This is a genomic window from Dyadobacter sp. CY327, assembly GCF_021390415.1.
GTDB classification, from domain to species: domain Bacteria; phylum Bacteroidota; class Bacteroidia; order Cytophagales; family Spirosomataceae; genus Dyadobacter; species Dyadobacter chenhuakuii.
Window position 1 is genome coordinate 636,217 of the sequence record NZ_JAJUXJ010000007.1, and the last position, 13,621, is coordinate 649,837.

12 protein-coding genes are annotated in these 13,621 nt (G+C 46.1%); 4 read left to right on the forward strand and 8 right to left on the reverse strand.

Annotated features, from left to right (window positions below):
* Positions 1–55: 55 nt before the first annotated feature.
* The gene (locus LZG74_RS18900) at positions 56–1,357 is read right to left on the reverse strand and encodes an MFS transporter (protein WP_233798081.1); all 1,302 of its coding nucleotides are present in this window, start codon (positions 1,355–1,357) and stop codon (positions 56–58) included.
* Positions 1,358–1,547: 190 nt separating this feature from the next.
* Complete coding sequence (surE, locus tag LZG74_RS18905) at positions 1,548–2,282, reverse strand: 5'/3'-nucleotidase SurE (RefSeq protein ID WP_233798082.1); 735 nt, start codon at positions 2,280–2,282, stop codon at positions 1,548–1,550.
* Between the two features lie 84 nt (positions 2,283–2,366).
* Between surE and LZG74_RS18910 the strand changes: the two genes are divergently transcribed.
* The 3 genes from LZG74_RS18910 (at position 2,367) to LZG74_RS18920 (ending at position 4,710) form a co-directional block, all read left to right on the forward strand.
* Positions 2,367–3,278: a diacylglycerol kinase family protein gene (locus tag LZG74_RS18910; protein WP_233798083.1), complete on the forward strand. Its 912-nt coding sequence runs from the start codon at positions 2,367–2,369 to the stop codon at positions 3,276–3,278.
* A gap of 101 nt (positions 3,279–3,379) precedes the next feature.
* Positions 3,380–4,384 (forward strand): NAD(P)/FAD-dependent oxidoreductase, encoded by a 1,005-nt coding sequence (locus LZG74_RS18915; RefSeq protein ID WP_233798084.1) that lies wholly within the window; start codon positions 3,380–3,382, stop codon positions 4,382–4,384.
* Positions 4,385–4,386: 2 nt separating this feature from the next.
* The gene (locus LZG74_RS18920) at positions 4,387–4,710 is read left to right on the forward strand and encodes a 2Fe-2S iron-sulfur cluster-binding protein (protein WP_026632900.1); all 324 of its coding nucleotides are present in this window, start codon (positions 4,387–4,389) and stop codon (positions 4,708–4,710) included.
* Positions 4,711–4,788: 78 nt separating this feature from the next.
* Here the strand turns inward: LZG74_RS18920 and LZG74_RS18925 are convergent, their stop codons facing one another.
* Positions 4,789–5,484, reverse strand: coding sequence for an SGNH/GDSL hydrolase family protein (locus LZG74_RS18925; RefSeq protein WP_233798085.1), 696 nt, complete (start codon positions 5,482–5,484; stop codon positions 4,789–4,791).
* A 179-nt stretch (positions 5,485–5,663) separates the two neighbouring features.
* On the opposite strand from LZG74_RS18925, the gene LZG74_RS18930 reads away from it, so the two are divergent.
* Positions 5,664–6,386, forward strand: coding sequence for a peptidase (locus tag LZG74_RS18930; protein ID WP_026632901.1), 723 nt, complete (start codon positions 5,664–5,666; stop codon positions 6,384–6,386).
* 85 nt (positions 6,387–6,471) lie between these two features.
* On the opposite strand, the gene LZG74_RS18935 is transcribed toward LZG74_RS18930, so the two are convergent.
* The 5 genes from LZG74_RS18935 to LZG74_RS18955 form a co-directional block, all read right to left on the reverse strand.
* Positions 6,472–8,793, reverse strand: coding sequence for an RND family transporter (locus LZG74_RS18935; RefSeq protein ID WP_233798086.1), 2,322 nt, complete (start codon positions 8,791–8,793; stop codon positions 6,472–6,474).
* A gap of 118 nt (positions 8,794–8,911) precedes the next feature.
* Complete coding sequence (locus tag LZG74_RS18940) at positions 8,912–10,105, reverse strand: SAM-dependent methyltransferase (RefSeq protein WP_233798087.1); 1,194 nt, start codon at positions 10,103–10,105, stop codon at positions 8,912–8,914.
* A gap of 21 nt (positions 10,106–10,126) precedes the next feature.
* The gene (locus LZG74_RS18945) at positions 10,127–11,920 is read right to left on the reverse strand and encodes a tetratricopeptide repeat-containing sensor histidine kinase (protein WP_233798088.1); all 1,794 of its coding nucleotides are present in this window, start codon (positions 11,918–11,920) and stop codon (positions 10,127–10,129) included.
* Between the two features lie 167 nt (positions 11,921–12,087).
* Positions 12,088–12,711 (reverse strand): DNA-3-methyladenine glycosylase, encoded by a 624-nt coding sequence (locus LZG74_RS18950; protein WP_233798089.1) that lies wholly within the window; start codon positions 12,709–12,711, stop codon positions 12,088–12,090.
* A 3-nt stretch (positions 12,712–12,714) separates the two neighbouring features.
* Positions 12,715–13,602 carry a YicC/YloC family endoribonuclease gene (locus tag LZG74_RS18955; protein WP_233798090.1) on the reverse strand — a complete coding sequence of 296 codons (888 nt, stop codon included), beginning with the start codon at positions 13,600–13,602 and terminating at the stop codon, positions 12,715–12,717.
* Positions 13,603–13,621 lie beyond the last annotated feature (19 nt).

The window sequence follows — 13,621 nt, forward strand, 5'->3', positions numbered from 1 at the left end:
AACCTCTTTGCAGTAATGATGAAATTAAATATAGCAGGTTGGAAGAACCAAACAATCAATCTCTTAACGCTTCTTCAACCGGTTTCATATTTTTGGTAAGGAAATGAATGATGAGCCATGCTACGAGATAGGCCAGGCCGCATATAATGAACAAAATATTGTACCCTGCACCAATGTTCCCCGCTGCCTTATAATAGTCCAGTAAAGAACCCACCAGCAATGGAAACAGCGTGGAGCCAATGGACCCGGCCATGCCGCCGATTCCCACGACGGAACTTACCGCGCGCTTTGGGAAAATGTCGGAAACAATCGTAAAAATATTCGCGCTCCAAGCCTGGTGCGCTGCTGCCGCAATGCTGATAATGCCCACGGCTACCCAGATATCAGTCGCAAATTGTGCCAGAATGATCGGTAATACAGCGATTGCAACGACCAGCAATGTGGTTTTCCGCGCCCGCAATGGTGCCCAGCCCATTTTTTTGATCAGATAGGACGAAAGATAACCGCCGCCAATGCTGCCGAATGTTGTTGCCGTATATACGACTGCCAAATGCAAGCTTGGTTTTTTAAGATCCAGTGCGAACGTGGTAGCAAAGTAGGAGGGAAGCCAGAAGAGGAAAAACCACCAGATGGGATCGGTGAGCAATTTTCCGCTGATAAAAACCCATGTCTGGGGAAGTTGGACCAACTTGGCCCACTTGATCGGTTTTTGATCCGGTGTAGCAATGTCTTCGCTATCGCTGTGAATGTATTCAAATTCAGGCGTTTTGATTTTCTTATGTCTGGAAGGGATTTCATAGAACAACCACCAGAATATCAGCCACACGAAACCCAGCGCACCTGTAATCAGAAATGCTTCCTGCCAGCCGTAAGCGCCAAGTAACCAGGGAACCATTATGGGCGCTGCAACGGCGCCGATGCTCGTTCCGGAGTTGAATATACCGGTTGCCAATGCGCGTTCGCGCTTGGGAAACCATTCGGCTGTCGCTTTTACAGCAGCCGGAAAGTTACCGGCTTCCCCAAGGCCTAAAAGTGCCCTAACCGCTCCAAAACCGAATGTGCTTTTGACAAATGCGTGCGCAATGGCAGCAATGCTCCAAATGATGATGGAAATAGAATATCCTAATTTAGAACCGATCCTGTCGATGAAATTTCCAAAAATGATATAACCCAAGGCATAACATCCGGCAAATACCATGACAATATTCGCATAGTCAGTTTCGGTCCAGTTGAACTCCACTTCGAGCGTGGGTTTCAGTAAGCCCAGGATTTGTCTGTCGATGTAATTGATTGTGGTGGCGAAGAATAACAATGCACAAATGACCCAACGGTAATTGCCAATTTTGGATTTTTCCATAGTGAGAGGTAAATCGATTTTTTCGGATTCAGGATGTAAAAACTGTTTGTTCGAAAAGAAGACTGTTTTTTAATCATTCTACCCCTTAAAATCATTGTGCGGCGGCCAATAAAAAAGACTCCCGCCACTAACAAGCTGGCTTGTAGCGACGGGAGAATGTATTTTTCAGAAACTTTATCGAAACATTTAACTAGTTGACAGGATAGTCCTTTTGTGCTTTTTCCAGGTCGGCCTCATTGGTGAGGTCGAGGCGGAGCGGCGTGATGGAAACAAAATTGTTTTCAATCGCCCAACGGTCCGTTCCTTCCTCTGCGGGCTCCATTGGAATTACCGTAAACCAGTAATGTTTCCGACCCATAGGATCAAGCGCAGGCACGATCTGGTTGTCGTATAGCCTTACCGACTGCCTTGTCCAGCGCACACCTTGCGGATCATGCGGGAAGTTGACATTCACCAGGTTCAAATGTTCATTTTGAAATAAAAGGGCCAGTGCTTTCTCAACAAAAGGATCTAATGCGTCGAAATCAGGCTCCTTATCGGTTGGCGTGCTGAGGGCAATTCCCTTCATGCCAAATAATACGGCTTGTTTGGCGGCAGCGAGCGTTCCGGAATGCCACATGGCGTTTCCCAGGTTCGGCCCCATGTTGATGCCCGAAAGCACCACATCCGGCTTGTCCCATAAGTGCTGGCCCAGCGCCACACAGTCTGCGGGCGTTCCGTTGACGCGCCAGGCGTCGATGCCGTCAAATTCGATCGGGGATTTTTTGTAAGAAAGTGGCCGGGAAGCTGTAATCGCGTGGCCCATAGATGATTGTTCCACATCGGGGGCTACCACTTTAACTTCTCCAAACCGCGCCGCAATTTTTGCCAGGGCAGCGAGTCCGGGACTGTATATTCCATCGTCGTTTGTCACCAGGATTTTCATAATGATATCTTTTTTAGGGTTCAGGGTAATAAAATTATGCCTGGTATGTTTTTTATGCCTGGTAGGTTATCCTAAATACTTTCTATGAAAAACGCAAACCTTTTGCATAACCCCACAGCCGGGGATAATGATTTTTCCGAAAAGCAGCTAGTGAAACAGATTGAGGCGGAAGGTTTTAATTGCGAATATTCCTCTGTAAAAGAGGAAGGCTGGGACCAGTTCAAAACAGAGACAGATTTTCTTATCATTGCAGGCGGCGACGGTACTGTAAGGCGCGTTGCCAAAGCGCTTATGGCCCGGAAGCGGCTGGACAAGCAATATCCGCTTGCACTGTTGCCGCATGGAACGGCCAATAACATTGCTACGGCTTTGCAGATCAGCGGCAAACCCAAAGAAATTGCAAAACGCTGGCACGAGGTGCATTTGCAGCCTTTTGACATTGGTAAAGTATACGGCTTAAAGGACGACCGTTTTTTCCTGGAGGGCTTTGGCTACGGCGTATTTCCGCGCCTGATGAAAGTGATGGAGAAAATAGAGGATGAGATCGGTGATACGGTGGAGGAAAAGCTGAAAGCGGCACTGGCGGTCCTCTACGATGTTGTGCTGAACTACGATGCAAAGGAATGCAGGGTGGAAGCAGATGGCGTTTCATATTCGGGTAAATACCTGATGGTGGAAGTCATGAACATCAGGTCTATCGGCCCCAATCTGGTTCTGGCACCTGCGGCGGATCCGGGAGACGGAGAGCTGGAAATCGTCATGATCCCGGAAACGCAAAGGAAGAAGTTGGAAACATACATTCTGGCGCTGATCAATGGCGAGGATAAGGAGTTTGACTTCACGACTGTAAGGGCAAAGAATATTACGCTGCGCTGGGAAGGTAAGGATATGCATATTGATGATGAGCGCATCAAGCTCGAAAACCCCGCTGAGGTCCGCATTGAAATTCAACCTAACATGTTGCAGTTTCTGATAACAAAACGCGCAGACCAATAACTTTTGGTTATGGTGGATAAGCAAATGTGATTGGCATAACATGCGGTGAGGAGGTAATTTTGGAACATTAAATTATTCCAAAGTTCAATCTCATCACGTTCATGATTACCACAGATATTTGCATAATAGGCGCCGGTCCCGTCGGTTTGTTCGCAGTTTTTGAAGCGGGTTTGCTGAAAATGCGCTGCCACTTAATTGATGCGCTTCCCGTAGTAGGAGGCCAGCTTGCCGAAATTTACCCTCAAAAACCTATTTACGATATTCCTGGTGCGCCGGGCATTATCGCCGAAGATCTAGTTAAAAACCTGATGTTGCAGATCGAGGAGTTCAAGCCTGGGTTCACATTGGGCGAGCGCGTGGAAGCGCTTGAAAAGCAGGAAGATGAAAGTTATATTGTCCGTACGAATGAGGGAACTGCTGTGCATTGCAAAGTTGTGGTGATTGCAGCTGGCCTCGGAAGCTTTGAGCCCAGAAAACCAGCCGTTGAAAAACTGGAATATTTCGAAGGCAAAGGCGTGCATTATATGGTCAAAAAACCTGAACAGTTCCGCAACCAGAATGTGGTGCTGGCGGGTGGCGGCGACTCTGCACTGGACTGGACCATTTTCCTTGCCGACATTGCTTCACGCGTAACACTGGTTCATAGAGGAGACACATTCCGGGGCGCGCCGGATTCAGCCGAAAAGGTTTTTGAGCTTGCCGAAAAAGGAAAGATCGACTTAATCCTGCAATCCCAGGTAAGCAGCCTGGGCGGAAATGGTGTTCTGAAAGAAATTTCGATTACAGGCAATGATAAGAACGTAACCACCATTCCTACCGACCATTTTATCCCGCTTTTTGGATTAAGTCCCAAGCTCGGCCCGATTGCCGACTGGAATCTGGGTGTTGAAAAATCGGCCGTTATAGTCGACACACTGGATTACTCCACCAACGTCCCGCGTATATATGCCATAGGCGACATTAACACTTATCCGGGCAAATTAAAACTGATTCTCTGCGGTTTCCACGAGGCGGCCATTATGATGCAGAGCGCATTTAAATATGTGTATCCGGATCAGAAATTAAGTTTTAAATACACAACTGTCAACGGAGTTAACGCTTTTTAGCCATGATAAATATTCAAGTAGAAGATAACAACGGAGACCGTCAGGAGCTGGAAGTGCCTGTGGATATGGGACTAAACCTGATGGAAATGCTTAAAGCATATGAATACGACATTCAGGCGACGTGCGGCGGAATGGGACTGTGTGCAACCTGCCACATTGCCGTGCTGGAAGGAGGAGAAGGTTTGCCCGAACTGAACGACAATGAGCTGGAAACGCTGGATACCTTGCCGGACGCCGAATCAAACAGCCGCCTGGCCTGCCAGCTCCGCTGCAATGATCAGATGAACGGCTTGGTGATCAGGCTGAAAGCCTTGCAAGAAGCGTAATTAAAGGTTATAGAATTTTGGAATATAGTGCATAAACCTTCGCCTTCATAAAGCGGAGGTTTTTAGTTTGAAGTGTATTTATATCCTAGACTTGATCAGCGGCACAACCTTATCAACCCAAAGCTGGTGCATTTTGCCAGAATAGTGAAGGTTATCACGCGCCAGCAGGGTAGGGTCCTTTAATGCTTGCCTGGAAATGGGGGTTATATCAATGAAAATGACTTTCAACTTATCACACTCTTCTTTTGCAACCAGATTGAACGCGTCAATTTCTTTGGTAATGTTCGCACGGTCACTTTCTCCGTAGGGCGTTGTGCCCCAATCCGGAATCGACAGCACAAAAACGTGATCCACTTTGCCGCTGGCTAGCGCAATGCTTTTGGTTAGCAAAGTGCGAAATTCGGTCCTGTACTCGTCAATGCTTTTGCCCTGAAACTGGTTATTGACTCCTATCATCAGCGAAACCAGATCATGATCCGTCGCGGGTTTGGCATTATCAACTGAAAAAATAAGGTCCCGCGTCGTCCAGCCTGTGGTGGCAATAATGTCCGGTGAACGAAACTGAATTCCATTCTCTTTCAAGCTTTTAACCAATAAAATCGGCCAACGCTCGGCTTCCGTAACACTCTGCCCGATCGTATAGGAATCGCCTAAGGCAAGCATTTTTGCACCAGGCTCGGTACTGCCCGGATTATATGCATTACCGGGATCCGCTTTTTTGCTGCAACCGGTAAGCAGCGCGGTGTATAAAAAGAATATTTGAAGAAGCTTCATCTCGATCGTTTGTTTACAGGAGTGCTTTGGAGTGGTTCCATTCAAAAAAATCGCCATTAAATGTATGTTTTTTGCCCGTGCCATCGGTCATTTTGGTACTTTTGAGCGTATTTAATCTCGTTGAAGCCGCTTATGACCATTTCAGAACGGTGATTCGGGCGATTTAATTTTAGCAGATAATGACTTATTGTTTAGGGATAAAAGTAAAAGAAGGGCTTGTGGCATTGGCCGACACCCGCATTACAGCTGGCACCAATACGACTGTAAAAAAGAAGATGTATGTAACGCAAAAGGATAATTATTCGCTTTTTATCATGACCAGCGGATTGCGTTCCGTGCGGGACAAGGCGGTGCATTATTTCGAAGAGCTGATCAGCGAAGGCGTTGTTTACAATAAGCTTTACAAAGCTGTGAATGCGTTTGGAGAGCAGATTAAGCGTGTTGCAGAAGAGGATAGGGCGTCGCTGGAACGTGCAGGATTGAAATTTAACCTGAACACCATCGTTGGTGGGCAATTGAAGGACGATACGGATCACAAACTGTTTCTGCTTTATTCCGAAGGGAACTGGGTGGAACTCGACGAAGGTTCACCCTATGTGATCATCGGAAACTCCGGCCAGGGAAAAGCCATCCTGAACCGCGTGTTGAACGGCGAATCGACGATGAAGCAGGCCTTGAAAGCTGGTTTCCTCTCGTTTGACTCGACGCGCGTTAGTAATAATGATGTCGATTTTCCCATTGACGTGGTCCTTTACAAAAAGGACAGCTTCAAAATTGTTGAACATCGTTATGAAAAGAAAGATCTGGAACAGATTTCAGACATCTGGGCCGATAAGCTGAAACAAGCGCTCGACGACATTCCGGAAGAATGGATGGATCAGAGTTTCGAGAAAATAGTATAAACAACAAAGGCTGCCCATGTGAGCAGCCTTTGTTGTTTATAAGGTCATTGTGAATTTCTTAAAGGGATATTTGTAAACCCGGACATTAGGTAGGCCTCACATTCTTTCCTTGCCGTTTGGCGATGGAAAGCAGTAATGCGGGCAGCAGAATTAGATTTGTACACATGGCAACCAGCAGGGTTATGGAAACCATCACACCCATCGCCGCCGTTCCTCCGAAGCTGGATGCTGCAAAAATAGAAAATCCGCAGAACAAGATCACCGCCGTGTAAATCATGCTAAGCCCGGTTCCGAAAAGAGATTGCGTTACAGCCTGTGACGGCGTAAGGCCGTTCTTATGCAACTCCTCGCGATATCGCGTCAGGAAATAGACAGTTCCGTCCGACGCAATGCCGAATGTAATGCTGAAAATCAAAATAGTGGTCGGCTTGAAATAAATGCCAAAATAACCCATAATCCCGGCCGTGAGGGCCAATGGGATCAAACAAGGCAGCTTGGAAAGCAAAATGATCGGGATGGACCTGAAAAGCACCATGCCGACAATGGCGATCAGAACGATCGCGATCAGCAAGCTTTCATACAGATTACTAAGCAGATAATCATTGCTTTTAAGGAAAACAAGGCTATGACCTGTAAGGCTCACTTTGTATTTTTCAGGACTAAATATGGAATCCACTTTGGGGCGGATTTTTTGCATCAGCTCCTTAATGCGCTCAGAACCAACATCGGCCATTTGAAAACTGACACGTGTAACGCTTTTGTCTTTACTCAAAAATGCATTCAACTGCTTCGCCGCGCCCTGCTGGTCCTGCACGTAACCAGTAAGCTTATTAAGTTCTAAAACGCCTGGTAATGCATAATATTTAGCATTGCCGCCCCGGTAAGACTGGTATAAAAACCTTGAAGCTTCCACCACCGAAAGCGGTTTGGAAAACTCAGGGAACTTCGCCATCTCATTCTGGAATGCCTTTATTTTATAAAGCACTTCGGCCTGGTCAGCAAAAATTCCGTTTGGCTGTTTGGTATCGATCATCACTTCAAACGGCAGCACACCATTGAAGTTTTTCTCAAAGAATCTTAAATCCGTGTAAACGACATCTTTCTTGGGAAGATCGTCAACAACGTAACCGATGGTCTTTATTTTCGTCATTCCAAAAGCCGAAATGATGATCAGCAAAACCATCGCCATGTAAATTTCCTTACGGCGATTGTGCACCAGGTAATCGATTTTTCGAAGGAAACCGGAGGCCCATTTTCCATCGAGATGTTTCAGATGGCGCGCTTTCGGAACGCTCATATAATGCAATGTGATCGGCAAAAGCAGCAGGCAAAGCACATAAGTAGCCATTACACTGATCGCCGCCACAACGCCGAATTCGACAAGCAAAATGCTGTTTGTAAAGTAAAATACGCCAAATCCAATCGCGGTGGTCATGTTGGCCAGGAACGTCGACAAGCCGATCTGCCGGATCATTTCGAGCAAAGCTTCGTCTTTATTATTATGCGATCGGAGCTCTGCCTGGTATTTATTGATTAAAAAAACGCAGTTAGGAACACCAATTACGATCAAAAGCGGAGGAAGAAGGCCGGTAAGGGCAGTGATTTTGTAATTAAAAACGTGCAAAATCCCGACAGAAAACACAACCCCGATCAGCACCACAACAATGGATAACAATGTTAGTCTGAGCGACCTGAAAAACGCCCAAAGGATCAGTAATGTCACAAAAACTGCCAGTCCCATGAATAACTCCATTTCGCCGGAGATCTTTTTCATGTTTACTGTGCGGATATAAGGCATCCCGGAATAATGCAGATCCGCCTGATATTTCGTCCCGAATTCTTCGGCCATTGCTTCAATGTCGCTGACAATAGTAAGCCTGCGCTTTGAATTCAGTTCTTTGTCGTTGAATGTTACAACGATGAGCGTTGCATTGGTTTTACTATTGAGGACCAGTCCCTCGTAAATCGGCAGGTTGGCAATTTCTTTCTGAATGCTGTCCGCCTCGGCCTGCGTGGATGGAATTTGCTTGATAACCGGCGCGACGTCAAACTTTCGGAGGCTGTCATTCCGGTTGATCTTATAGACATTTGCAAGTGAAAGCACATTTTTGATGCCCTCGGTGTCCTTAATGCGCTGAGTTAGCTTGCACCAGTCGCGAAATTTATTGATCTCAAAAAGCTGCGGATCCTGCCAGCCGATCACCATCACGCTGCCGTCTTCTCCGAAGAGTTTCCTGAAATCCTGATATTCTTTTTCAACCGGATCGTTGGAAGGCAATATTCGTGCAAAATTGTAAGAGAGTTCGATCTTGCTGGCCTGATATGCCATGAAAACCGTTGAAACAAATACCAGTGCAACCCACAAAAGCCGGTAGCGGATAATGTAAGTTGCTATTTTATTCCACATAATAAATTAGTCAGTTCCACAAAAAGGTGCAAATATACGGACAGGGAAGCGAAAGTGAGACTTTTCACGAGATATATCCGGCTTTGAAGATGTTTACAAAAGACGATCCAATTGACATTTAGTGACTTTGCAAACCGGCAATTTTTTCGAGATGATGGTAACCAATGCCAAAATACTGCTTGGCCTCTTGAATCTTTTTAAGTATTCCCGGCTGATCGGGCATGTTGCGCTTGTCTTTTGTGCCAACAATCATGACGTTTTTCGGTGTGTGGGCGTCAGAAATGAATTCAAAAACTTTGGTTTTATATCCGAAGTATTCCAGGATCATTGCCCGGATCCCGTCCGTAACCATCTCAGCCTGCCGTTCGAGGAATATCCCGTATCGGGTAAGAAACTGAACATCGTTCCCGGTTTTGCTTTTTTCCATTTCCCGGCGGATCTGTTTGTGACAACAAGGCGCGACGACGATCAGGTCTGCGCCGGCGGAAATGCCTTTGAAGATGGCATCGTCCGTGGCTGTGTCACATGCATGAAGCGCAATGAGAAGATTGACGTCCTTGCTGTCAAAATTTTCAATTGTCCCTTCCTCAAAATGCAGATTTTCAAAGTTTGAATGCTGCGCGATCTCGTTGCATAATGCCACAAGGTCCTGCCGGAATTCCACACCCGTAACATGCGCGTCGACATGCAGGACGTTTTTCAGGTAATCGTAAAGCGCGAATGTGAGATAACCCTTTCCTGAGCCCATATCGGCAACATTAAGCTGCTTATCGGTAGGTATTTCTTTAATCAGCGCGCTGAGAATTTCAATGTAATGATTGATCTGCCGAAATTTGTCCTGCGCCTTTTTGAAGACATTCCCGTCTTTGTCGGTAATGTTCAGCTCATGCAAATAGCTTTTATTCTCGCTGCTGATCAGCCTGCTTTTGCTGTGATCGTGTTCAGGAAGAGGCACTTCCTTTGTATCGGTAACTTTCTTTTTAAGGGTAATTTTGTTGTTTTTCAAAATCTCGAACTGCAATTCTTCTGCTTCGGTGAAGAGTGTGCCAACGTGGAAGTCCTTTGCAACAAGCGTTTCAAAAAGTGTTCTGGTTTCGTCCAGACTATAATTTTTGACAATGTCCCTTGTTTTATATCGGTAAGTAAAACTGAACTTCTCTTCTTTTTTTATCAGAACCCTTCTCACATAAATGTTTTTCAGGTTCTCCTCAGATCCCTTGTAATTCCCGAGGGAGAGCTTTATAAAGGAATTGTTTGAAATACTCTGTTCAAATGCGTTAATAAATTCTTCTACTTTTGGCAAGATATTCATAGATGGGGATGCTCTTGTTCGTTAAATCAGGGTCTTCGGGATTTCAATGTCAACTTTCAGTCCCTTGGGCTGCTGACTGATGATCTGCACTTTCCCGCGCAGACTTTCTACTCGGTTCTTCACATTTTTGAGTCCTACACCTTGCCGCGAAGGTTCCACCATGCCATTGCCATTGTCAATGATCGTCAGGTGAATGTTCTTGTTTTCGGTGAGGTTAATGCTTGCCTTGTTCGCGCCGGAATGCTTGATAATGTTGTTGGTGAGTTCGAGAACAATGCTGTAAAGCTCAAATTCCGTCTTGTTATTCAAACGATGCGACATGCCGGAAACATTAAAACTGAATTCAATATTCTTGTTCTCGTTCATCTTGTCGATCAGCCGGTGCATTGCCATCACGAGTCCGTGTTCTTCCAGTTCGGGCGGCATCAGGTTGTGTGACAGGCTGCGTACTTCCCGGTAAGCTGCGCCTACCATCTGATGTACGCTTTCGTAGATTTTTTGCTCTTCCGGTGAAAGCACTTTTTTATCAATACCAAACAAATACCAGTTCAATGAGGCAAGCGTTCCGCCCAGGTTGTCATGAAGTTCGGCTGCAACACGTTTACGCTCAATCGCTTGCCCACGCGCCATCGCTTCGCTGATCTCCGCATTCTTCCTGCGCAGTTTCTTGTTGTTAAACCAGAGAAATGCAGCAAATGCAATGATCAGACATGAAAAACCAATCAGAAACCGCTGCACAGTGCGCTGCTCGGCAATGATCTTATTCTGAATTTGCGAGTCCATGATCTGATTGTCATAGCTTAGCTGGAACATGGTGTACTGTCTCTGAACATATTCCGTGTGAAGCATACGCCGGTTGAAGATCACCTTTTCCATGTAATCCAGCGCTTCCCGGAACATTTTCTTGTTCTTATAAGCCCGCGCGAGCGATAGTAACGCCCAGTTGGTCTGCTGCGAAGAGTGGAATATTGTCGAATAATCCAGGGCGCGCGCGGCAGTCGTGATCGCCAGCTCATTCTGATTGCTCAGGCAATAGATGTTGGCCAGATCATTCAGTACATTAAGCTCTCCGTAACGGTTGTTTATTTTCTGAAACAGCACAAGCGAGCGTTTCAGCAAATCCTCCGCTTGTTCGCGTTCTTTCCGGATGACGTGCAGGTAACCCCGGTTTTGGAGCACCGTAGCCCGGCCCCAATCCGAGTCCATCTTGTCAAAACGCGCATAAGCCTGCTCATAATAAGGGATCGCCTCTGCAAACAAGCTTTTTTCCCGGTAAGAATTTCCCAGCGCATTGATGCAAGTCGCAGCCGAGCTATCCTCGCCAAGCTCTTCAAAAATGGCGATGGCCTGCCGGTAATTTATCTGTGCGGAATCCCACTGCCGGTATTCGGAATAGCTTTCGGCAAGGAAATACTTTGAGTAAGCTGTGTAAAACGGCAGGTCTTTGGACAGCGACATGGTTTCGTTAGAGAGCTCCCGGAGCACGTCATAACTGCCATCCATCAGATAGTAAGTGCTTAATAAGTTGTAAGCGAGTATTTTACCTTTGCTCCACCGGTGTTTCTGTGAAAGTCTCAACACATGTTTGGAATAAAACATGGCCTTTTCAGCATCCTGAAACAAATACTCTTTCGCGAACTGGTGGTATTTTAAGATCAGGACGGTATCTTCTGCAAAACCCTCGACGGGGACAGCTTCAACGACGTCTTTCTTTGCACCAACACTATCATTATGGTCAGAAACAGAAGTACAACGACTCCCGCTTACCAGCGTTGCCAAAGACAGGATCGTTAATAGTCTGTATAAATTACCCATAGACTAAACTGCCGCTACGGGTAAAATGGGCCACCAGAAGCAGCAAGTGTAGATTTTCATATAGGTCGTCGAGTGTAGATTAGAGATCCAAAGATAAAAAGTAATTATAAAAGCGCAGGACTATCGGGCCTTAAAAGTGAGGGATGTGGTATATTTCCCGCAAAAAATTACAATTTACTTACAAAAGGGTTGTCTTTTATATAAAACCGGTAAAGCAACTCCTTACCGACATTGATTCCAATGCGTACAGACGATCCGATTTCAAGATCCTGCACTTCCCGATCCTGAATGTACAGCGGCGCGCCAGTCAATAATATGTTGTTGTGCAACGACCTTTCTATGCCCATGGCCCTTGCCAGATTTCCCGGTCCTTTGCACAACTCATTTACTTTCAACTGCTTTGTGCGGATTTTCGGGGCCGTCTTGCCGGGGATCAGCGACCGGCGCAATTCCATCAGCTCAATGCCTTTTACTGGCTGCAACGCGCGGATCAGCACTGCCTCGCCGATGCCTTCGTGGTTGCTGACCACATTAAAACATTCGTACATACCGTAGATCAGATATACGTAGCTCGTGCCCGCAACCCCATACATCGGTTCCGTACGCGCCGTGCGCCTGTTGTATGCGTGACAGGCTGGATCATCGGAAAGATAAGCTTCGGTTTCTACGATAATCCCGCTGGTAACGCCATCCGGACTCTCATGAACGAGCTCGCAGCCCAGTAATTTCTCTGCCAGCGAGCGCGTGTCATAAGCAGCGTAAAAAGATAACGGCAGTATGCTATCCGGCACCGGTTAGATAATGTTCATGGTTTGTTCCTTAATCTTTTCAAGCTCATCCTTCATTTGAACAACCAAATGCTGGATCGTAGCATCATTCGCTTTCGAGCCGATTGTATTGATCTCACGGCCAATTTCCTGTGCTATGAAGTTCAGCTTTTTACCGTTGCTTTCAGGCGATTGCAATGTTTCTGTGAAATAGGTAAGGTGGTTGGCAAGCCTGATTTTCTCTTCTGAAATGTCAAATTTCTCTACATAATAGATCAGCTCCTGCTCAAATCGGTTGGTATCAAAGTTATCATCCGCGAGAAGCTCCCTGATCTGCTTTTCAAGCCGCTCGCGAACAGCCGGAATTCTTAATTTGTCTTGCTCGGAAACGCTGTTCAGCAAAGTTTGAATGGTGTTAATATACTCTGTGAACTTGTCAGAGGTCATTTTGCCTTCCTGCTCCCTGAAAACCGAGCATTTGCGGATCGCTTCCATCACAGCCACTTTAATCTGCGTCCAGTCATTTTCTTTGCTGGAATCATCAACCGTTTCGTTATTATAAGCGTTAGGCATTTGCAACGCAATGCGGAACAATTCCGTAAAATCCGGACTGAACCCAATGGCTGACGCAGTATCAGAAAGGTCTGTATAGTAGGCGTTTACCAGCGCTCTGTTAACAGAAGTTGAAGCAACTGTTTTTCCAACCGGCTGAACTGTTAATGTAAACTCAACCTTACCACGTTCAAGCGACTGGGTGAGCAAGTTGCGGATCTCGATTTCGCGTTCAGAAAACTGCCTTGGAATGCGGCAGTAAATGTCCAGAAACTTAGAATTCAGCGTTTTTATTTCAACCGTAACATTTATGGAATCGGATTCGATGTTGGATACACCGTATCCGGTCATTGATTTTAACATTGGTTTTTGATCTAGGTAA

What these genes read in the sequence shown, in the direction of transcription:
- LZG74_RS18900 (WP_233798081.1), bottom strand. Translation starts at nt 1,357, where the DNA reads ATGGAAAAATCCAAAATTGGCAATTACCGTTGGGTCATTTGTGCATTG.
- LZG74_RS18940 (WP_233798087.1), bottom strand. Translation starts at nt 10,105, where the DNA reads ATGAATATCTTGCCAAAAGTAGAAGAATTTATTAACGCATTTGAACAG.
- LZG74_RS18930 (WP_026632901.1), top strand. Translation starts at nt 5,664, where the DNA reads ATGACTTATTGTTTAGGGATAAAAGTAAAAGAAGGGCTTGTGGCATTG.
- LZG74_RS18945 (WP_233798088.1), bottom strand. Translation starts at nt 11,920, where the DNA reads ATGGGTAATTTATACAGACTATTAACGATCCTGTCTTTGGCAACGCTG.
- surE (WP_233798082.1), bottom strand. Translation starts at nt 2,282, where the DNA reads ATGAAAATCCTGGTGACAAACGACGATGGAATATACAGTCCCGGACTC.
- LZG74_RS18935 (WP_233798086.1), bottom strand. Translation starts at nt 8,793, where the DNA reads ATGTGGAATAAAATAGCAACTTACATTATCCGCTACCGGCTTTTGTGG.
- LZG74_RS18920 (WP_026632900.1), top strand. Translation starts at nt 4,387, where the DNA reads ATGATAAATATTCAAGTAGAAGATAACAACGGAGACCGTCAGGAGCTG.
- LZG74_RS18915 (WP_233798084.1), top strand. Translation starts at nt 3,380, where the DNA reads ATGATTACCACAGATATTTGCATAATAGGCGCCGGTCCCGTCGGTTTG.
- LZG74_RS18910 (WP_233798083.1), top strand. Translation starts at nt 2,367, where the DNA reads ATGAAAAACGCAAACCTTTTGCATAACCCCACAGCCGGGGATAATGAT.
- LZG74_RS18925 (WP_233798085.1), bottom strand. Translation starts at nt 5,484, where the DNA reads ATGAAGCTTCTTCAAATATTCTTTTTATACACCGCGCTGCTTACCGGT.
- LZG74_RS18955 (WP_233798090.1), bottom strand. Translation starts at nt 13,602, where the DNA reads ATGTTAAAATCAATGACCGGATACGGTGTATCCAACATCGAATCCGAT.